The organism is Stomatobaculum sp. (assembly GCF_057248925.1).
In genome coordinates this window covers 1-20,873 of record NZ_DBHIHF010000012.1, presented here as the reverse complement: position 1 = coordinate 20,873, position 20,873 = coordinate 1, and the positions used below count along the sequence as shown (strand labels likewise).

At 55.0% G+C, this 20,873-nt stretch carries 17 protein-coding genes, 1 tRNA gene and 1 pseudogene; 3 read left to right on the top strand and 16 right to left on the bottom strand.

What is annotated here, in order from left to right; genetic code table 11:
- Positions 1-2: 2 nt before the first annotated feature.
- The 6 genes and pseudogenes from ACO4XG_RS05720 to ACO4XG_RS05695 form a co-directional block, all read right to left on the bottom strand.
- Entirely contained in the window at positions 3-257 is a 255-nt protein-coding gene (locus tag ACO4XG_RS05720; protein WP_009533507.1) for an HPr family phosphocarrier protein, read from the bottom strand.
- A gap of 3 nt (positions 258-260) precedes the next feature.
- Positions 261-1,208 carry a DNA-binding protein WhiA gene (whiA, locus tag ACO4XG_RS05715; RefSeq protein ID WP_308509157.1) on the bottom strand — a complete coding sequence of 316 codons (948 nt, stop codon included), beginning with the start codon at positions 1,206-1,208 and terminating at the stop codon, positions 261-263.
- Between the two features lie 2 nt (positions 1,209-1,210).
- Complete coding sequence (murB, locus tag ACO4XG_RS05710) at positions 1,211-2,080, bottom strand: UDP-N-acetylmuramate dehydrogenase (RefSeq protein WP_308509156.1); 870 nt, start codon at positions 2,078-2,080, stop codon at positions 1,211-1,213.
- A gap of 232 nt (positions 2,081-2,312) precedes the next feature.
- Positions 2,313-3,230, bottom strand: a pseudogene (gene hprK, locus ACO4XG_RS05705) (HPr(Ser) kinase/phosphatase); the annotation flags it as partial.
- Positions 3,184-5,070, bottom strand: coding sequence for an excinuclease ABC subunit UvrC (gene uvrC, locus ACO4XG_RS05700; protein ID WP_308509155.1), 1,887 nt, complete (start codon positions 5,068-5,070; stop codon positions 3,184-3,186). The pseudogene hprK and the gene uvrC, both read right to left, overlap by 47 nt.
- A complete protein-coding gene (locus ACO4XG_RS05695; protein ID WP_308509154.1) occupies positions 5,063-5,662 on the bottom strand; it encodes a hypothetical protein in 600 nt (199 codons plus the stop codon). Before ACO4XG_RS05695 ends, uvrC begins: the two co-directional genes overlap by 8 nt.
- Before the next feature lie 102 nt (positions 5,663-5,764).
- Between ACO4XG_RS05695 and ACO4XG_RS05690 the strand changes: the two genes are divergently transcribed.
- The gene (locus ACO4XG_RS05690; RefSeq protein WP_308509153.1) at positions 5,765-7,237 is read left to right on the top strand and encodes a DUF1846 domain-containing protein; all 1,473 of its coding nucleotides are present in this window, start codon (positions 5,765-5,767) and stop codon (positions 7,235-7,237) included.
- A gap of 216 nt (positions 7,238-7,453) precedes the next feature.
- On the opposite strand, the gene ftsH is transcribed toward ACO4XG_RS05690, so the two are convergent.
- Positions 7,454-9,730: an ATP-dependent zinc metalloprotease FtsH gene (gene ftsH / locus ACO4XG_RS05685; protein WP_308509152.1), complete on the bottom strand. Its 2,277-nt coding sequence runs from the start codon at positions 9,728-9,730 to the stop codon at positions 7,454-7,456.
- 189 nt (positions 9,731-9,919) lie between these two features.
- Here ftsH and ACO4XG_RS05680 point away from each other — a divergent pair, with 189 nt between their 5' ends.
- Positions 9,920-11,290: an MATE family efflux transporter gene (locus tag ACO4XG_RS05680; RefSeq protein WP_308509151.1), complete on the top strand. Its 1,371-nt coding sequence runs from the start codon at positions 9,920-9,922 to the stop codon at positions 11,288-11,290.
- A gap of 76 nt (positions 11,291-11,366) precedes the next feature.
- On the opposite strand, the gene ACO4XG_RS05675 is transcribed toward ACO4XG_RS05680, so the two are convergent.
- The 3 genes from ACO4XG_RS05675 to ACO4XG_RS05665 all read right to left on the bottom strand — a co-directional run bounded on the left by ACO4XG_RS05675 (position 11,367) and on the right by ACO4XG_RS05665 (position 12,504).
- Positions 11,367-12,086, bottom strand: coding sequence for a hypothetical protein (locus ACO4XG_RS05675; protein WP_308509150.1), 720 nt, complete (start codon positions 12,084-12,086; stop codon positions 11,367-11,369).
- A complete protein-coding gene (locus tag ACO4XG_RS05670) occupies positions 12,083-12,307 on the bottom strand; it encodes a hypothetical protein (RefSeq protein WP_308509149.1) in 225 nt (74 codons plus the stop codon). Before ACO4XG_RS05670 ends, ACO4XG_RS05675 begins: the two co-directional genes overlap by 4 nt.
- 117 nt (positions 12,308-12,424) lie before the next feature.
- A tRNA-Leu gene (locus tag ACO4XG_RS05665) sits at positions 12,425-12,504 on the bottom strand.
- Between the two features lie 128 nt (positions 12,505-12,632).
- Here ACO4XG_RS05665 and ACO4XG_RS05660 point away from each other — a divergent pair.
- Complete coding sequence (locus ACO4XG_RS05660) at positions 12,633-13,589, top strand: LysR family transcriptional regulator (RefSeq protein ID WP_308509148.1); 957 nt, start codon at positions 12,633-12,635, stop codon at positions 13,587-13,589.
- A 257-nt stretch (positions 13,590-13,846) separates the two neighbouring features.
- On the opposite strand, the gene ACO4XG_RS05655 is transcribed toward ACO4XG_RS05660, so the two are convergent.
- The 6 genes from ACO4XG_RS05655 to ACO4XG_RS05630 form a co-directional block, all read right to left on the bottom strand.
- Positions 13,847-14,719 carry a B12-binding domain-containing radical SAM protein gene (locus tag ACO4XG_RS05655; protein WP_308509147.1) on the bottom strand — a complete coding sequence of 291 codons (873 nt, stop codon included), beginning with the start codon at positions 14,717-14,719 and terminating at the stop codon, positions 13,847-13,849.
- Between the two features lie 38 nt (positions 14,720-14,757).
- The gene (locus ACO4XG_RS05650; protein WP_308509146.1) at positions 14,758-15,735 is read right to left on the bottom strand and encodes an ABC transporter ATP-binding protein; all 978 of its coding nucleotides are present in this window, start codon (positions 15,733-15,735) and stop codon (positions 14,758-14,760) included.
- The gene (locus ACO4XG_RS05645) at positions 15,719-16,807 is read right to left on the bottom strand and encodes an ABC transporter ATP-binding protein (protein WP_308509145.1); all 1,089 of its coding nucleotides are present in this window, start codon (positions 16,805-16,807) and stop codon (positions 15,719-15,721) included. Before ACO4XG_RS05645 ends, ACO4XG_RS05650 begins: the two co-directional genes overlap by 17 nt.
- A gap of 15 nt (positions 16,808-16,822) precedes the next feature.
- Entirely contained in the window at positions 16,823-17,881 is a 1,059-nt protein-coding gene (locus tag ACO4XG_RS05640; protein WP_308509144.1) for an ABC transporter permease, read from the bottom strand.
- Between the two features lies 1 nt (position 17,882).
- Complete coding sequence (locus ACO4XG_RS05635; RefSeq protein WP_308509143.1) at positions 17,883-18,818, bottom strand: ABC transporter permease; 936 nt, start codon at positions 18,816-18,818, stop codon at positions 17,883-17,885.
- Positions 18,819-18,893: 75 nt separating this feature from the next.
- Positions 18,894-20,591 (bottom strand): peptide ABC transporter substrate-binding protein, encoded by a 1,698-nt coding sequence (locus ACO4XG_RS05630; RefSeq protein ID WP_308509142.1) that lies wholly within the window; start codon positions 20,589-20,591, stop codon positions 18,894-18,896.
- Between the last annotated feature and the right edge of the window lie 282 nt (positions 20,592-20,873).

The window sequence follows — 20,873 nt, the reverse complement described above, 5'->3', positions numbered from 1 at the left end:
GTTTACTGGCAGAGATATTCCTCAATACCGGTAATCGCTGCGTCTTCGTCTTTGCCGTCTGCCGTCACGACAATCTCCAAGCCGTTTGCAAGTCCAAGGGTCATCATGCCCATGATACTCTTCGCGTTGACGCGCTTGTCCGCGTCGTCCACATAAATACTGCTCTCATACTGGCTCGCAACCTGTACCAGCATCGCTGCCGGCATGGCGTCCGCTTTCTTCCCGTTCAACTTCACTACCATAGACTTTTTAATCATTGTTCACCCCTCTTTTCTCTTGCCTCGCAACTCGTCCGCATATTCCGAGAGTTTCCGCAATCTGTGATTCACGCCGCTCTTGCCGACCGGCGGATTCAACTGCGCTCCCAACTCTTTGAGAGACATATCCGGATACTCCAGGCGGATTTCCGCCATCTCGGCGAGTGCCGACGGCAGGTCATCGAAGCCCTCCGCATCGCGAATGTACTCAATATCCTTCCGCTGTTTCAGGGCTGCCGCCACCGTCTTCTGCAAATTTGCCGTCTCACAATTGACCGTGCGATTCACACGGTTTCGCATGTCCTTCAAGACACGGATTTCTTCCAAAGCCAGCAGCGCGCGGGAAGCTCCCATCATGCCGAGTAAAGTCACAATGTCGTCGCTGTCCTTGACATACACAACATAATGCCCCTTCCGTTGCACGACGCCAGCCGTTGCGTCGAGTGCGGAAAGGAGTAACTTCAAATACCAGGCCTTGGTCTCATCCGGGCAGACAAACTCCAAGTGATAGAAACGCGCAGGATCAGAAATAGATCCAGCCGCAAGAAAGACTCCCCGCAGAAAAGCGCGCCGCGCCTCTTCCCCGGAAAGCTTCTGTTCTGACTTTCTGCCGATCTGTAACGCTCCGTCTTCATAGCCGAGCCCAGCACTCGCAAGGAGTATGGCCGCGTCTTCCCGGGACAGAACAGCACTGTAACTTTTGTTTTTCCCGTTCGGATGCCGTATCGTGATGGCAAAATCTGTTTTGATTCTATCTGTTTTTTTTATGAATGTAAAGTATTTCTTCGCACTTTCCTCGCCTTCACTGAGAACGCGAAGCTCTACACCATCGTCTGTTTCTGTCAGTTTTGCGCCGTAGAGCAATAAACCTTGCAACTCCGCCGAAAAGAGCTCGTTGTCTTCCGGTATCATCTCCGCGAGTTCGCGCTTCACCGTCACCGAGAACGACATGCTCAGAACTCCCCGAGGAAGCGGATTTCCGGCTCGAGCCGGATGCCGAACTGTGTCTCGACCCGATCGGCCGCCTCTTTCAGCACCGCGCGCACATCGGCCGCACTCGCGTGATCGAGGTTCACGAGAAACCCGGCGTGCTTTTCCGAAATCGCCGCGCCGCCGATCCGGAGTCCCTTGCAGCCCGCCGCGTCGAGGAGACGCGCCGCTATGTCGCCCGCCGGTCGCTTAAAAGCCGATCCCGCGCTCGGAAATTCGAGCGGCTGCTTTTCGCGGCGCGACGCCGCATAGCGCTTCATTTCCGCAAGTATCTCTTCTTTGTTCCCGGGCCGTAAGACAAAGCTTGCGGAGAGCACAATCGCCCCCAGTTCCGGAATGTTGCTGTGCCTGTAGCTGAGTTCGAGTTCCGCACCGGTGAAGTGCCTCACACTACCGTCCGGCAGGAGGAGTTCCGCGCTCTCTAAAACATCCTTCATCTCGCCGCCGTACGCGCCTGCGTTCATGACCAACGCGCCGCCGACTGTGCCCGGGATACCCGCCGCAAAGGCGAGGCCGCTAAGCCCCGCATTCGCAGCCGTCCGCGCCAGTTTTGCAAGCAACGCCCCCGCCTCGGCTGTCAATCGGTTTCCGTTCACTTCGATTGCGCCGAAGCCCTCGCCGAGGCGTATGACTGCGCCGCGAAAGCCCTTGTCGCCGACCAGGAGATTGGAGCCATTGCCTATCACTGCCGTTCGGATTCCCTCTTCCTTGCAGTGCCGAAGGATGTCCCGGATTTCCTCTCCGGTCTCCGGCTCATAATAGAACGCCGCCGGTCCGCCGATACGGAAACTTGTGTGGTTCGAGAGCGGTTCTTCTCTCAGCTGTCTTCGCAACTTGCCTTCCTCCTCAATTTTAATTCAGTTCTCCGACATCCGCGCTGTCGGACTCAATCCGGTAGCCGCTCCGCTCAAACTCGCCGTAGTGCGGCGGAAGATCGCTCTGGTCTATCGTGTCGAGGTGGCCGAGCATCTTACTCTTGACCTCCTGATTCAACGCTTCGCCGATGCGCTTCCGCTCGGCAATCAGCTCCTCTTCACGGCGCTCTTTCTCGTGCTTCTCGGCACTCTTTGCCATATTGTCGCTCACGCGGCGGTAGAGTTCCTTCGCCGCATTGTATCCCATCTTCTTCTGGCGGCGGTTCACGGCCGCGGTCTCACAAATAATCGCGAGATTCCGTCCCGGCCGAATCGGGAGCGTATTGCAGACCACGCGCACGCCGAGAATCTCTGTGTACTGATCCTCCATGCCGAGGCGGTCGTAGTCCTTGGTCTTATCCCAGTCCTCAAGCTTAATCACGAGGTCCACGGTCTGCACATCTTTCACACACTCTGCGCCGAACAGTGCGCGCACGTCGATGATGCCGATGCCGCGGAGCTCAATAAAGTGCTCGGTAATCGCCGGTGCGCGTCCGACCAGGGCGACCTCCGAGACTCTCCGGAGCTCGACCACATCGTCCGCGACCAGACGGTGACCGCGCCGGATGAGTTCCAGTGCCGCTTCACTTTTTCCGACACCCGAGTCGCCCATAATCAGAACACCCTCGCCGTAGACATCGACCAGAACGCCGTGAATCGAGAGCTGGGGCGCGAGTTTTGCCTTGAGCCAGCGAATCAGCTCCGAAGTCAGATCGCCCGTGGTCTGCGAGGTCACCATGCAGGGGATGCCGTACTCGCGGCACTTCTTTAACAAGGTCTCGTGCGGCTGCAAATTCCGCGAGAAGATAAAGCCCGGCACGCGGAAGCGGCACATGCAGTCAAACACTTCTTCCCGCCGCGCTTCATCCATGAGGCCTATATACTCCGCCTCGACATTGCCGATGACCTGTAGTCTCGCGTTGTCAAAGTGCGCGAAAAAGCCGGTCAGCGGGAGCGCCGGGCGGTTGATATCCGATGCCGAGATGATGATTTCGTCTGTGTTAATCTCCGGTGTCAGATTTTTAAAGTGGTTTCTCTGAATCAGTTCCGTCACTGTCACGCCGTGCATCTTCCTGACTCCTTTCCCGATGAAAATACCGATAGACTTCCTCCGCCACGCGGAGATTGAAACTGGGCAGGGTGCTGAGTTCCTCGACGCTCGCGGCGCGGACCCCTTCGACGCCGCCGTACTGCCGGAGCAAGGTCTTTCGCCGCACCGCACCGATGCCCGGAATATCGTCGAGCACCGAGTGCACCTCCGCCTTCGAGCGGAGACTCCGGTGGTATTCAATCGCAAAGCGATGCGCCTCATCCTGAATCCGGGTCACGAGTTTAAAGCCCTCGCTCCGCTCGGAAATCGGCAGCTCCGCGCCCCGGTACCAGAGTCCGCGCGTCCTGTGCTGATCATCCTTTACCATGCCGCAGACCGGAATTTGCAGATCGAAACGCTGTAACACTTCAAGGGCGATGTTGACCTGCCCTCTGCCGCCGTCCATTAAAATCAGATCCGGCAGCTTCACAAAATTGCCGTCCTCGGCCGCGAGACTCCGCTGAAAGCGGCGCGTCAAGACCTCGCGGAGCGACGCATAGTCGTTCGGCCCGATGACGGTCTGAATGCGGAACTTCCGGTAATCGCTCTTCTTCGGCTTGCCGTCCTCGTAGACAACCATGGAACCGACCGAGAGCGTTCCGCTGATGTTGGAAATATCATAGGCTTCCATGCGGTGCAGGTTCCGAAGCCCTGTCAATTCTTCGAGCTCGTGCACGGCGCCCTTGCTGCGCGCCTCGTCCATTTGGAGCCGCTGTCTGTCCTTTTCGAGAACCATATCGGCGTTTCGCGCCGCGAGCTCCATGAGCTTTTCCTTCTCCCCCTTCTTCGGCACCACGAGCCGGACGCGCGCGCCGCGCTTCGCGGAGAGCCAGTCTGTGAGGAGGGCGCTGTCCGTGAGTTCCTCCTGGAGCCAGATTTCCTGCGGGATGAAGGGCGTCCCGGCGTAGAACTGTTTCACGAAGCTCTCGAGCAATTCCCGGCTCTCATCTTCCATTGCAATGTGGAGGTAATGGTGCTCGCGTCCCACAATTCTGCCCTCGCGGACAAAGAAGACCTGCACTACAGCCTCCCGCTCATCTCTGCCGAGCGCGATGATGTCTCTGTCCTCCATGCCCTCCGAGGTCACTTTTTGCCGCTGCTCAATGTGCTCGATGCTGCGGAGCAGATCCCGGAGTTCACCCGCGCGCTCAAATTCCATGCGCGCTGCCGCATCCGCCATCTCATCTTTCAGTTTTCTGACCGTCGGCTCGAACTTTCCGTTCAGAAAGTCGAGCGCGGCATCCACGTTCGCGCGGTAGGCCTTCTCACCCATATAACCCGCGCACGGCGCGCCGCACTGGTGAATGTGATAGTTGAGGCAGGGCCTCTCCTTGCCGATGTCCCGCGGCAGCGCGCGCTTGCAATCCCTGAGCTGAAACGCGCGGTACATAAAGTCCAGCGTCTTCCGCACCGCCTGCGAAGAACTGAACGGCCCGAAGTATTTTGCCTTGTCTTTCTTCATCTGCCGCGTCATGAAGATGCGCGGAAACGGCTCCCGGACCGTCACCTTGATATAAGGATAGGTCTTGTCATCCCGGAGCATCGTGTTGTAGCGCGGACGATTTTCCTTGATTAAATTATTCTCGAGCACCAGCGCCTCGAGCTCCGAGTCCGTCACAATATACTCGAAGCGGGCTATGCGGCTCACCATCTGCAGGATTTTAGGACTCTTGCCCCGCGAGGACTGAAAGTACTGCCGCACGCGGTTTCGGAGTGAAATCGCCTTGCCCACATAAATAATCTCGTCCCGTTTGTCATGCATGATGTAGACGCCCGGGCTCGGCGGGAGCTTTTTCAACTCCTCGGCGATGTCAAACATGGCGATTGCCGCGCTCTTTTTCGTAGCGCTCCTGCAGGCGCAGTGCCGCAAAAGCATTCCGGAGCTGGTCTTCGGGCTCGCCGCTGTCCTCAATTTCGAGTGTTGTCGCAATCCGTGCAATGTCACGCACGCTCAGATTGTCCCTCTCCTCTTCGAGGAAGATGCGGCGCTCGCTCGGGCTCTTAAGCTCAAGGAAGTGCAGGAAAAGGCGATCCCGCTCTTCCGGCGCGGGCTCCGGGATGGGGTGCCGTGTTTCTTTCTTCGCTTCGCACGCCTGTCCCGCGGCCTCGCTCTCCTGTCCCTGTTCCGCAGACTGCGTTTGCTCTTCGGAAACGCCCCCGGGTGTGTCACCCGTGCACGCAGTCGTCTCCGGCGCCGCTGTCTCTGTTTCCTCTGTCGGTGTCACCTCCGAAAACCGCGCCGTAAACTGTGACAGGCGGTAAGCCAGAATACCGAAATCAGCGGACAATTTCTGGCAAATCACCAGTGCTTCGCCACCCGCGGCATCGGCCGCAACACAGCGCACCTGATACAGACTTCCTTCTTCCTGCCGGTAAAAGGCCCCCGGCAACGGGCTCTCTTTTTTATTCATGGCAAAAAGTATACCACATTTTTGCAAAGCTATGATACAATCTCGTGCGTGTCAAATGCACCCGGCACAGGGTCGGGCGGAATTCGGCGCAAAGGAGTGGATATGAAAATTGGGTTTGACAACGACAAATACCTCCGCATGCAGTCTGAGCACATCCGCGAGCGCATCTCCAAGTTCGGCGACAAGCTCTACCTCGAATTCGGCGGCAAGCTCTTCGACGACTATCACGCCTCCCGCGTGCTCCCGGGCTTTCAGCCGGACAGCAAACTCCGCATGTTGCTGCAGCTGGCAGATCAGGCAGAAATTGTCATTGCGATTTCCGCGGCGGATATCGAGAAGAATAAAATCCGCGGCGATCTCGGTATCACCTACGATGTCGATGTGCTGCGCCTGATTCAGGCGTTTCGCGATGCCGGTCTCTATGTCGGCTCCGTCGTCATCACCCGCTACACCAATGCGGCCGACCAGTTTAAGAGCAAGCTCGAGGCCATGGGCATCAAGGTCTATCGCCACTACTCGATTGACGGCTATCCCGCAAATGTCCCGCTCATTGTGAGCGAGGAGGGCTACGGCAAAAACGAGTACATCGAGACCACGAGACCGCTCGTCATTGTGACCGCACCGGGACCGGGCAGCGGCAAGATGGCAACCTGTCTCTCCCAGCTCTACCACGAAAACCGCCGCGGCGTGAAGGCCGGCTACGCGAAGTTCGAGACCTTCCCGATTTGGAACCTCCCCTTAAACCACCCTGTGAACCTCGCTTACGAGGCTGCAACTGCCGACTTAAACGATGTCAATATGATTGACCCCTTCCATCTCGAAGCCTACGGTAAGACAACCGTCAACTATAACCGCGACGTGGAGATTTTCCCTGTGCTCTCTGCCATGTTCGAGGGTATCTACGGCAGCTGCCCCTACAAGTCTCCGACCGACATGGGCGTCAACATGGCAGGTAACTGCATCGTCGACGATGAAGTGTGTCGCGAGGCGGGCCGTCAGGAAATTATCCGCCGCTGGTACACCACCATGGATCGCCTCGTAAAGGGCGAATCCCGGAAGTCCGAGGTCACGAAGATTGAGTTCCTGATGAAGCAGGCCGGCGTGACCACGGCAAACCGTCCGGTGGTGCACGCGGCGCTTCTCAAGGCGGAAGTGACCGGCGGACCGGCCGCTGCGATCGAGCTGCCGGACGGCCGCATCGTGACCGGTAAAACCTCCGAACTGCTCGGCGCAAGCGCAGCCGTACTCTTAAATGCCGTCAAGACGCTCGGCGGCATTCCGGACGAAATCAAACTGATTTCCCCGACTGTCATTGAGCCCGTACAGGCGCTGAAGATTAACTACCTCGGCTCCAAGAATCCGCGCCTCCACACCGACGAGATTCTGATTGCGCTCTCGATGAATGCCGCGAGTGACCCGAATGCCGCAAAGGCACTGGAGCAGCTGAAAAAGCTCCGCGGTTGCCAGGCGCACACCTCTGTTATGCTCTCCGAGGTGGATATCCGCATTTTGAATAAGCTCGGTCTCCAGCTGACGAGTGAGCCGCGCTACGAGAACAAGAAAATCTATCACTGAGAACTTCTTCTCATACAGAAGGGGGACACCCGTTGGGTGTCCCCTCGTTTTTATCGCAAGCCGACCGAGCAGAAGTCCGGTAAAACAGACAAAAGAAGCGGCGCCGGTTTCGCACGCTTCCTTCAAACCGAAGCCCCCGCGCAAAAAAAGAAAAAAAGCCCGGAACCGCCTGCCGTGAGAGCAGGGGATCGGGCTTTTTCGTGTTTTTGATCAAACTCAGATCAGGATGGGCTCCCGTTCGGAGAGCGGTGTCGGCAGATTTTTCACCTTGCGGAGAATCTGCATGAACTCCTTGCCGGTGATGGTCTCGCGGTTAATCAGGAAGTCCGCGATCTGATCCAGCACCATGCGGTTCTCGCGGAGCAACGCGAGTGCGGTTTGATATGCCGCCTTTAGAATGCGCTCCACTTCCTTGTCTACCTGCGCCGCCGTCTGATCGGAACAATCCATCACGGTGCGGCCGGAGAGGTACTGGTTCTCAATCTTTGCGAGCCCCATGAGGCCGAAGCTCTCGCTCATGCCGTACATCGTAACCATCGACTTTGCGATGTTGGTCGCCTGCTCAATGTCGTTCTGCGCGCCGGTCGTGACATCGCCGAAGACCAGCTCCTCCGCCGCTCTGCCGCCGAGGGTCGAGACCAGTCGCTCCTCGAGCTCTTTCTTCGACATGAGATAGGTCTCCTCCTCCGGCACATACATGACATAGCCGAGCGCGCCCATGGTGCGCGGCACAATCGTGATCTTCTGCACCGGCTCCGTATTCTTCTGGAGCGCGGAAATCAAGGCGTGTCCGACCTCGTGATACGAGACAATGCGTCTCTCCTTCTGGTTCATCACGCGGTCTTTCTTCTCCTTGCCGACCAGAACCACCTCGACCGACTCAAAGAGATCCTTCTGGCTCACGGCCTTCCGTCCGTTCTTGACCGCGAGAATCGCAGCCTCGTTGACCATATTCGCGAGCTCCGAGCCGACTGCCCCGCTCGTCGCGAGACCGATTGCATCAAAGTCCACGGTGTCATCGAGCATGACATCCTTTGCGTGCACCTTCAGAATTTCGATTCTGCCCTTTAAGTCCGGCCGCTCCACAATAACGCGGCGATCAAAGCGCCCCGGGCGCAGGAGCGCGGGATCCAGAATCTCCGGCCGGTTGGTCGCACCGAGCACGAGGAGCCCCTTCGAGGAGTCAAATCCGTCCATCTCCGAGAGCAGCTGATTCAGGGTCTGCTCCCGCTCGTCGTTGCCGCCGCCGTAACGCGAATCGCGACTCTTTCCGATCGCATCGATCTCATCGATAAAGATGATGCAGGGCGCAGCCTCCTGCGCCTGGCGGAAGAGGTCGCGCACACGGGATGCGCCGACGCCGACGTACATCTCGACAAAGTCGGAACCCGAGAGCGAGAAGAAGGGCACATTGGCCTCACCTGCGACTGCCTTCGCGAGCAGCGTCTTACCGGTTCCGGGCGGCCCCACGAGGAGCGCGCCCTTCGGCAATTTTGCACCGATTTCCCGGAAGCGCTCGGGGTTATGCAGGAAGTCGACAATCTCGGTCAGACTCTCCTTCGCCTCGTCCTCACCGGCGACATCGGCAAAGGTCACGCCTGTCTCCTTCTGCACATAGACCTTCGCATTGCTCTTGGTGACACCACCCATGAAGCCGCCGCCGCCCCCGCCGACCCCCATGCGCCGAATCAGGAAGTTCATCGCGACAAAAATCAGAATGACAGGTAAAAAGAGCGCCGCTCCCGAGAGCAGCAGACCGCCGATGTCAAAGCGCTCCCGCGTCACGACCGCGCCTGCCTGATAGAGCTTCTCGGGCAGATCTCGATCGCTGTCCATGCGCGTTGTCACATAGTGCAAGGTGTATTTCTGGCCCTCCGGTTTCACATCAAAGCGAATCACCGAATTGCCGATTTTCGCCGAGACAATCGACTTTTCATCGATGCGGCGCAAGAACTCCGTGTACGAGACCTCTTTGACCTGGGCACTGTTTCGCTTGCCGCCGAGGGGCAACAGTAAATTGAAAAACAGCATGACGACCGCAAGCAACATGAGCAGCGGGAACAACAGATTGCCAAAGCCACGTCCGCCGCGATTGCCGTCATCGCCCGGATCGCTGTCCTCCGGATTCTCGTCCTCCTCGTCGTCCTCTCCGTCGTCACCGCGCATCCAACGCGGTACCAAACTCTCGGACACATGTCCGCCCAGCGATTGCATCCGACTTTTCAAGCTGCCGGTCAGCGGCTCTTCCCGAAAGGTGTAATCTTCTGTTTCCGGATCAAAGGAAATTTCAACGTGATACTTAGCCTCTAATTCTTTTCGTTTGCTCTCCCGTTCCTCCGGCGGGCAAGCCTTCAGCTCATCATAAATTTTCCTGTACTTCTGCTGGAGCTCTTCCGGCAACACAAAATCGTCTGTGTCCGCATCATCGCCGCCGAGCATCAAATCTCGCAGGCGCTGATAGAGCCCCCTTTTATCCTTCTTTCGTTTGCTCATAAACTCGTATTCTTTTCTCCTTTAAAATCAGACGGATTTCCCGTCCTCCCGGCTGAGATAATCCCGTTTTCTCACAATATCTGTGCTACTTAGTATAGCACTTCTTTTCTTTTTCGTGGGGAATCTTTTCATTGTCAACCGCCTGTGCTATGCTTCTTAGACCTATTCTTTTTTTCAGAGGAGCGCTCCATGAAAGCCAAAACACAGGCCCCGTCGATCACGACGGGGCCCATCACCGGACAACTGTTACTGTTTTTCTTTCCGATTCTGCTCGGCACCTTTTTCCAACAGCTCTACAACACCGTAGATACCGTGATTGTCGGCAGCTTTGTCGGCACCAATACCGCCCTCGCTGCGGTCGGAGGTGCGACCGGACAGCTTGTGAATCTGTTTGTCGGCTTCTTCATCGGTCTCTCCTCGGGCTGCGGCGTCATCATCTCGCAATACTACGGCGCGCGCGACCGGAACGCGGTCTCAAAGAGTGTCCACACGGCTCTGGCCTTTTCGCTGGTTTCCGGCGTCGTGATCATGGGGCTCGGCCTCTCGCTGACCAAATTCTCGCTCCGCGCAATGTCTCTGCCGGATGAAATCATGCCGGAGGCCTCTGCCTATCTCCGCATCTACTTCCTCGGCATGATTCCGAATCTCTTTTACAACATGGGAGCGGCCGTGCTCAGAGCGATCGGCGACTCCAGACGCCCGCTCTACTTTCTGATTCTAAGCTGTCTCAGCAACATTGTGCTCGACCTGGTCTTCGTGGTCTGTCTCCATCTGGGCGTCGCGGGCGCTGCGCTCGCAACCATATTCTCGCAGGCGGCTTCTGCGATTATGGTCCTCTATGTCCTGCTCCACACGGACAGTGAAGTGCGCCTCAACCCGCGAGAACTCCGCATGGACTTCGGCTGGCTCAAAAAAATGATCTATGTCGGCCTCCCGGCCGGTCTGCAGAGCACCATGTACACCATTTCGAATATCATTGTGCAGGCGACCGTCAACAGCTTCGGCACCAACACCATTGCCGCTGTCACGGCCTATGGCAAGATGGACGTGCTGTTCTGGATGGTCATCAATGCCTTCGGCATTGCGATTACGACCTTCGTGGGGCAAAACTACGGCGCAGGACAGGTAAAACGCGCCTTTCAGGGCTTCCGCATCTCCTTCGCGCTCTCCGCATTCGCGACCCTCTTTCTCTCGGCCGTCATATGGTTCTTCGGCATGGACTTCCTGCACTTTTTCACGAAAGATCCCGATGTCCTCGCGATTTGCCGGCGTCTGATTCACTATGTGGTGCCTTTCTTTATCACCTACATTCCGATTGAGCTCTGTTCCGGCACGCTGCGCGGCATGGGCAACAGCTGGATACCCATGATTATGACCATGATAGGCGTCTGTGTGCTCCGCCTGTTCTGGATTTTCCTCGCCGTGCCGCTGCACCGCGATATTCTGACCCTGATGACGGCTTATCCAATCAGCTGGATTACGACCTCCGTCGCGCTGAGCCTCTACCTCTTCCTGACCAGACACCGCTATCACCCGAAAAATCTGGTGAAGCAGAACTAAAAGAATGCCACGGTTCGAAAAAATCCCCGGCAGCATCTTTTGGATACTGCCGGGGATTTTTTCTGTCCGCACGCAATCAGCGCTCCGAAAGCGAAAAGTCGTCGTAACTCGCGGCGACCGCTCTGCCGTTTTGAAACAGAATCATCACGACCTGGTTGGAGTAAATGTCCTCGCCGAACTGATAAACCATATTGGACATGTGCTTTTCGTTGTCAAAGGTCTTCGAGAAGGGCTCGCCGTAGACATCCGCAATCTGTTGTCTCGTCGCCCCCATCGGAATCCCGTAAAGAGTGAGTTCCGGATCCGGTTCGGAACTGCCGATCTCGATTCCCTTGATCGTACAGTCCTTGACCGGCAAATCCTCATCCTGATTGTTCCGCACATTGATTCGAATGTGTCCGAAAGAGCCCCGATACTGCACGCGGCAACTTCCGGTTGCCCCGGCCTTCACAATTTCATTCTCGCCGCTGAATACCGCGCCTTCTTTCTGCAGACCCTCAAACGAAGTCGGCACCGAGATGGTCTGCGCACCGGCGCGCACCATATGCCTGCCCTCCTGCTTGTGTTTTTCGATTTTCAGGTCTACGGTCACCGTCTTCGCGGCGGCCTCGCTCTCTGCCGCCTCGGCAGCCTCTGCCTTGATGTCCGGAATGCTGCTCTCCGCCTGAATGGTCAGTGTCTCGGCGGATGTCTGTGCCGCAGTGTTCTTTTGACGCCCGCAGCCGGTGAGCAGACTCACGCTTAAGATTCCGATTGTCACCGCGCCGCAAACCGCGCTCCGCTTACTGCCTTTCACCTTGTCTCCTCCTCTGTTGCCCCGGGTTCGCAACCGACCTGAACCGGCTCCGCCGTGAGATCTCGAAAACGGCAGGCACTGGCCGGCGCCTCGCTGCCTATTTCTTCCTCGGTGGAGGGCAGTGCTTTCGTTTTCCCGTCGAGACTTCCGCAGGCAGCCATCCAACAGCTGAAAAATCCGATTGTCAGGGCAAACACGAAGCCCCTGATTCGCCGTCTCATCCGCACACCTCCCCCGCTTTTTCTCCATTGTACCATGCCCCCAAGTTCCTGTCCCGCAATGACAAAAAGCGGCTCACACCGCTCTCGTGTGAACCGCTTTTGTGACAGGACTCCTGCTGCGCCCGACAGGACTTGAACCTGCACGGTCTCCCACTGGAACCTAAATCCAGCGCGTCTGCCAATTCCGCCACGGGCGCCGACTCTTGCTATTTTACGCAAGCTCTCCGAAACTGTCAATTGACCTTTGGGACAAGGCAGGTTTTATGTTATGATAGGAACAGCATAAGGGTGGCGTTGCCGCCGCAAAGACAGTTCGGAGGCTTGCTTGGATACTAAAAATTTGAAATATTTTGTCGGTGTCGCGCGTTACGGTTCCATCAATCAGGCTGCGAAAGCCATGTATATCTCCCAGCCTCAGCTCTCGCATATCATCAAGAGCATCGAAGAGGAAGTCGGCTTTGACCTCTTTCAGCGCACCAACCAGGGCGTGCGGCTCACCAGAAACGGCGAGAGTTTTCTCTCGCATTGTCAGGTGATTCTCGACGAGATGGACAGCCTGGACCGCTTCATCAACCAGACGCACCAGCAGGGAAGTCGTCTTGTGGTCTCGATGACCCGCTTCTCCCACACGGCGGTATGCTTTAACGAGGTTGCCTGCCGCCACCAGAACCAAGAAAGCCTGTTTCTCCGCCTCCGGGAGACCGATGCGATGGATGTCGTGGACGATGTGGCCAGCGGCTATTCGGAAATCGGGGTCTTACACTTCTCCGTCTCCGAGAGCGAGAGCATGCTCCGGAACTTTGAAAACAAGCGACTTCGCTTTCAGAGCATTGCCCGCTTTAAGCCCTATGTATTTCTCTCAATGGATCATGAGTTGCTCCGCGGCAAGGAAGTCCGTGAACTGGATATCCGCGACCTATTAAACTACGGCTTTGTGCGCTACATCGGGCAGTATGAAGACTTTTTTTACCACATTGCGACCGAGAACGGCATTGTGGATCTCAACGACTCCGCAAAAATCGCCTATGTCAACGATCGCATGGAGCAGATTAGGCTCCTTGCGCGCTCCAATTTTTACACGATAGGTATTCCGAAATATCCCGACGAGGGCATGCACTACAATGTCGTGAACATTCCGCTCCGCGCGACCAACGAGCATCTGCGCTTCGGCATTCTCACGAAAGAGAGTAAGCGTCTGACCGACATCGAGGACGAGTTTATCGCAGAACTCAAGTCGCGCTACGGTGCGCTCTCGGACGAGGCCGAGGCAGCTGCTCAGTGAGTCGTCCCGTTCGGATCTCCGTACCGTTCGCTTTCTGCCGCCCGGCACATTCTTTCGCCGCTTCGGGACATAAAAAGAGAGAAACCGCTTTCTGCTGCGGTTTCTCTCTTTTTATGTTTCCGTACTCTGCTCCGGCTTTTAGCGTTCCGTCTCGCTCCGCTGTATCTCCCCGGCCATCGGCGACTCCGGCAAGCGCTGCAAGGTCAGAATCGAGGCATACTTTCGCACGGCAGGTTTACCGTACGCCTGACACTTGCTCAGAGCCTTCTGCGCCAGCTCTCCATGCGGTAGCGGCTGTGCTCGCGCGCCTCTCGCACTTCGCGGAGGAGACGCGGCAGGTCCTCGTTAAAGGTACCCGCAAGCGCCAGATAGTTCGAGGCGTGGTTCGTGCGGAACACGGTCCCCGGCGAATCAATGTGCGTTAAGAAGAGTTCTGTCTCATCCATAATCTGATCCGGCTTTAAGAGCTCCATCTCGCCCCGCTGTATCTCCTTGGCCATCGGCGACTCCGGCGAGAGGTGCAGGGTCAGAATCGAGGCATACTCCGGATTCATTGCGTTGATGAGCTCTGCGGACTTCACGGCGTGTGCCTCCATGCCCGCACTGCCGCCGAGGCCGGAAATCAGCGTGACCGAGGTCTGAATGCCGCAGCGCTTTAACTTTTGACCTGCCGCAATGATTTCTGCCGCCGTCTCGCCTTTTTGAATATGCACGAGGACCTCATCGTCCCCCGACTCAGCGCCGAGGTAAATCATCACGAGACCGGCTTTCCGAAGCGCTACCAGCTCTTCCTCCGACTTTCTGAGCACATCCTTCGCCGTGCCGTAGGAGGTAATGCGCTCGGCATAGGGGAAATTTTTCTTCACATAATTCAAAAGTTCCAAAAGGAGCTCGGTTTTCACGACCAGCGCATCGCCGTCCGCAAAGAAGACGCGCTGCACATAGGGGCCGTAGGTATCCCGGCATTCGTCGAGATCCGCAAGAATCTCCTCTCGCTTTCGCACGCGGAACTGCTTGCCCGTGTACATGTGGCAAAAGGTGCACTTGTTGTGCGAGCATCCTATGGTTACCTGAATAATTAAACTGCGCGCCTCGCTCGGCGGGCGGTAGACATCACCTTCATATTGCATCTGCTTCCCTTACTCCTTCATCTCCGGACACATTTGTCTCAGTATAGCTGATTTGTGTCAAAAAGGCGAGTGTGGGAAGCAGCACTGACCCATTTTTCAAACTCCTGATCCGTGCACCGCACATAGTGTGTGCCCTCGACAAGATGGTTCGTCCCCTTATTGTAGTCGATGCCGGAAGTCTTATAGTCGTAAATTTCAGCAACCCTCTGTTTTTCCACAATCGGATTCGGCACAGGAATGGCAGACAGAAGACTTCTCGTGTATGGATGAATCGGGCGTGAGAAGATTTCATCCTTGGATCCGGTCTCCAACAAATGCCCGAGATGCAGAACACCGATTCGATCGGAGATATATTTAACCATCGCGAGATCGTGCGCGATGAAGAGATACGCCGTCCCCGTCTCCTCTTGAATATCCTTCATGAGATTTACAACCTGAGCCTGAATTGAGACATCCAGTGCAGAAATGCACTCGTCCGCAATAATGAGTTTCGGATTCATCATGAGCGCCCGCGCAATGCCGACGCGCTGCCTCTGTCCGCCGGAAAACTGATGCGGATAGCGCGAGTGGTGCTCTGGATCCAGACCGACTTTCCGGAGCATTTCCTTAATGCGCGCCTCCCTCTCTCCGGCATTTTGACAGCTGTGGTGGATGTCGAGCCCTTCGCCTATAATATCCCCTATCGTCTTTCTCGGATTCAACGACGCCATCGGATCCTGAAAGATCATCTGCATCTGCCTGCGGAGGTTTTTCTCGGTCTGACGACTCATTTTCCCGGAGATATCCATGCCGTTGAATTGAACCGTTCCGGCCGTCGGATGATAGAGGCGAATGACTGCTCTGCCGATTGTCGACTTTCCCGAACCGGATTCGCCGACCAGACTGTAAGTCTCGCCGGGCCAAATCTGAAAGCTGACATCGTCCACCGCTCTGACCGCATACGTTCTGCTGACCGGAAAATACTGCTTGAGTCCGTTCACTTCGAGAAGAGGCTCCGCATTATAATTCGCCACCATACTGTTCCGCCTCCTTCTTCATCCGCTCAATTTTTCGTTTTAGCTCTGTCGGCATCTCCACCCGCGGTGCCCTCGGATCGAGAAGCCAGGTCGCCGCACAGTGGCTGTCGGTAATTTGAAACATGGGCGGATCGAGTTTATCATCAATCGCGAGCGCATACACATTTCTCGGCGCAAACGCATCTCCCGCCTTCTCATGCAACAGATTCGGCGGAGAGCCGGGAATCGTACACAACCTGTCATCATCTGTGTCGAGATCCGGCATTGCGGAGAGCAGCCCCCATGTGTAAGGATGTCTCGGATCGTAGAAAATTTCGTTGCTCTTGCCCTTCTCGACAATTTTCCCGGCGTACATGACATTCACATAGTCAGCAACTTTTGCGACAACGCCCAAGTCGTGGGTGATGTAAACGACAGAGAGTCCTCTCTCTTTTTGAACTCTGCGGATCAGCTCTATAATCTTCGCCTGAATCGTGACGTCAAGTGCCGTCGTGGGCTCATCGCAAATCAGAAGATCGGGGTTACAGGCTAGCGCAATCGCAATGACAACCCGCTGCCGCATGCCGCCGGAGAGCTGATGCGGATATGCCTTCATGCACTTCTCGGCATTCTCAATTCCAACCTCATCCAACAGTTGAACAGCCTTCCGGTAGGCCTCCTTCTTCGGCGTACGATAGTGCCAGATCATTCCCTCCATAATCTGTCTGCCGATTTGCATTGTGGGATCCAGCGATGTCATCGGATCCTGGAAAACCATTGCAATCCGCTTGCCATTGATATGCCGTCGAATCCATTTCTTGTCTTTCGTGAGAATATCCACTTTCTCTGCCGTGCCATCGTCGTGACAATAGCGGAACTCTATGTTTCCGTGATTGATCACTGCATTTTTCGCGAGTATGCCCATTGCCGCGCGCATTGTGACAGACTTTCCGGATCCCGACTCGCCGACAATGGCGACCGTCTCCCCTCTGTAGAGATCAATGTTGACATCGCGGATTGCATGCACGGCACCCGCCGTCGTCTGAAATGTTATATCGAGATCGCGGATATCAAGTATTTTTTCTTCGCTCATGGACTTACCTCCCTCTTACATCTCCTTCAACTTCGGATCCAGCGCCTCGCGCAACCCATCGCCGACCAGATTGAAACTCAGCATCAAAAGTGCCATGACGGTGATCGGCGGAAGAATCTGGAACGAGTGCGTCGTAAAAGAGTTGAAGCCATCACTGATCAGAGAGCCCAAAGAACACTCCGGAACCGGAATTCCCAGTCCCACAAAAGAGAGAAAAGCCTCTGTGAAGATGGCCGTGGGAATGGAAAACATGACCTGTGTGATAATCGGACCAATGATATTGGGCAGAATTTCCTTGAAAATGATGAAGAAAGGACCTGCCCCGAGTGTCCGGGAGGCAAGTACAAATTCCTGTTCCTTTAATTTCAGCATCTCTGCCCGCGCAATGCGACTCATACCGATCCACTCTGTCAGCATCAGCGCAAAGATAATGGTCAACATCCCCGGCTTCAATATCAACAGAAGAAGCGTTACGATCACAAGCCGCGGAATTCCGTTTGAGATTTCCAGAATGCGCTGCATGATGATATCGACTTTGCCCCCAAAATATCCGGAGATCAAACCGTAACTCATGCCGATGAGCATATCAATCACTGCTGCCGCAATCGCAATCATCAGAGACACGCGTGCGCCGGACCAGGTTCTGGTCCAGAGGTCCCGCCCGAAATTATCCGACCCGAACCAGTAATAGACGTTATCAAGTTTTTTCTCCCGATAACTGTTTACTTTCTTAGATCCGCTTGTCGTCAAAATAGTCTCACTGCCATCCAGAATTCCAAACCGCTCGAGTCCGGGAACACGGGGTGCAAAGTTTTTCTGCGCAATGTTCTGCGCACTGTAAGAGTACGCATTCATTTTCGGGCCGACAGCCGCCAGTGCCACAATCAGAGCAATCAGAATCAGCCCGACCATTGCGCTCCTCTTCCGGACAAAGCGGATGAACGCCTCTTTCCAGAAACTCTGCGCAGCAAAATTTGAGTCAATTGCGATCTCTTTCGCATTGTTTTTTAAGCAAAAGTCCTTTGCTGTGGGGACATATGCCGCAGCATCCGCGTTCACTGCTGTTTCTCTCATCTCAGCCTCCCTCCTTTGCCAGCCTGATTCTCGGATCAATAATACCGTAGAGAATATCGACAGCGAGCATAATTGCGATGTACATCGCAGAGTAGATAAAGCTCAGAGAAATTACGACATTGTAGTCATTGCTCTGGATCGCATTGACAAGCAGTGAACCGACGCCGGGAATTGCAAAAATTTTCTCTACGACGAGGGAACCGGTCATCAAATCGACAATCAGAGGCGCCAGAACTGTGATGATGGGAATCAGGGCGTTGCGAAGTGCATGGCGGAACAGCAGAGCTCTTCCGGACAACCCTTTCGATTCTGCGAGAAGCATATATTCGCTGCCGAGAACTTCTATCATCTCTGATCGTGTGAATCGCGCAATCGAAGCCAATGTAAACATTGAAAGCGCGATGCTTGGCAACACACTTGCGTTCAGCGCTGCCTGCGTGCTGTACAGCATTGGAAACCAGTGAAGCTTAAACCCAAACTGAAAACTGAGCGCCAGTGCAAACACATAAGAAGGAACTGAGACGCCAATGACCGAAATGACAGTCGCAAGAGAATCCCAGATGGTATCTCTGTTCAGCGCTGCAACCAATCCGAGCAGCAGACCAACCAGCGCCCCGATTGCGACTGCCATGCCGCCGATTCCAATCGAAATGGGAAGACGCTGTGCAATCAGCTGCGCAATCGGCGTATTTTTGGAGATGTTATAGCTGACGCCAAAGTCCCCGCGGAGCATATTGAATACGTACCTGAAAAATTGAAGGACAACGGGCTGATCCAAGCCATACTTCGCATATAACAGAGCTCTCTGTTCAGCATTCAGCTTTTCATCATTGAAGGGTGAACCTGGCATGAGCTGCATCAAAATGAACAGAACCAGCAGAATGACCAACAGCGTGAAAACAGCAGTCAGAACCCGTTTGAGAACATATTTTTTCAATGTAATTGCCTGCTTTCAGAAATTGAAAAAGAGGCCGCGCCACATACATGACGCGGCCTCTTCGCACTGTGAGGATTAATTAGATTTTACAGTGTCTTTGTAAACACGGTTCAGAGCGACCGGATGATAGTCGATACCTGTTACTTTGGAAGAAATCATCTGTGCATTGGACTGTGTGTACAGCGGAAAAATAACCGCATTGTCCATGACAATCTTCTCCCCATCCAGCAGTTTTGCCCAGCGACCTGCTGCGTCCATTGCCAGATCGCCTGTTGTGCATGCCGCCAGTATCGCATCATAGTCTGCATTGCTCCACTCGCCGTAGTTATTGGAATTACCCGTGCCCCACATGCCAAGGTAGGTCATCGGATCCGCGTAGTCAGGCCCCCATCTTGTGAGTCCCACTTCAAAGTTGCCGTCCTGCATATCCTGAACTCTCTGCTTCTTTGGTTCCACAACAAGGTTGACTGTGAGCCCCGGAAGGGTGGTCTCCCACTGTTCCTTCAAAACCTGTGCAACTTTCTGCGGCGCATCGTCAGCGTCCACTATCATATTGAGGCTGATGCTGCTGACGCCGAGCTCTGCAAGCCCCTTCTTCCAATAGTCCGCAGCTGCAGCTGCGTCAAACCTGCAGACATTCTCAAACTTCTTCTGGTCTCCGGCAAAGTCAGAGCCATCTGGTCCTGTCGCGAAGTCGATTGGAACCGCTGTGTAAGTCGGAATAGAACCGTCTTTCAAAACATCGGTCGTAATACTCTCGCGATTGATTGCCATGGTCATTGCGAGACGAACATTCAGATTGCTGAGCTCCTTGGCCTTGCTGATATTCGGCACCACATACCAGAGATAGCCCGCCGCAATCGCATGGAACGTTGGGTCGTCCTTCACCTGATCAACCTGCTCGCCGTTCACAAGCGTAGTGTCAACAGCGCCTGTCTGATAACTCATCAGCGCCTGCTGCGAATCCTGAATTACTTGGTAGTTGATGCCGGTGAGTTTAACCCGTTCGACATCATAGTAATTCGGATTCTTTTTGAGATGCAAGGTTGTCGCCGCAGGCTCATAGCTGTCCAGAATAAACGCTCCGTTCGACAGCGTTGTCTCCGGACTCGTGGCAAAAGTATCGCCGCAGGACTCGAAAAACTTCTGGTTGACCGGATAAAATGTCGGGAAATACATAAGTCCCAGGAAATAGGGAACTTGAACATTCAGTTCCACTTTCAGAGTTTTGTCATCCACCGCTGTCACACCGAGTTCGCTCTTGTCCTTTTTTCCGGCAATGATATCCGCTGCATTTTTAATCTGCCCGACATCGCTGAGCATATACGCATACTCTGATGCGACCTTCGGATCGACAGCTCTCTGCCAAGCAAAGACAAAATCCTGCGCCGTAACCGGATCTCCGTTGCTCCACTTTGCATCATCTCTGATTTTGAACGTATAGCTCAGTCCATCTTCAGAAATTTGCGTATCGGCTGCGAGCGCCGGAACTGCCTCTCCGTTTTTATCCATCTGATAGAGACCATCGGTATAATCCGCGATTACCTCAAACGATGTTCCATCGACTGCTTGCTGTGGGTCCAGCGCCTCCACAGGCGTCTCCAACATGACATTCAGGTCGGATGTCCCGGAAGCCGCGCTCCCGTTTGCTACAGCCGTTGTCCCCCCTTCGGATGCAGCCTTGTCTTTGGAGGAAGCACCACAGGCAGCCAGACCAATCGTCATGGCAGAGACCAGCAGCAATGAAACAGCTTGTTTCCATTGTTTCCTCATCACTCATTCCCTCCTTCTGTTTTGTTTGAGATGTCTGTGTGGAATATATATTCTGATATATCTATTCTTCGCCCTGTCGCTTCACCGCTTTACCTTGGTAAACATCTCTTGCCAGATAACTTATCACTTTTCTTTATTCTCGTCAATGCATTTTTATGCAATTCACTTCACCGGAAAAAATCAGAACAAAAAAAGAGTGCTCTGCTTTCGCAGAACACTCTTCTCTTGAGAGCGATAGACGGGACTCGAACCCGCGGTCTCGACCTTGGCAAGGTCGCGCGT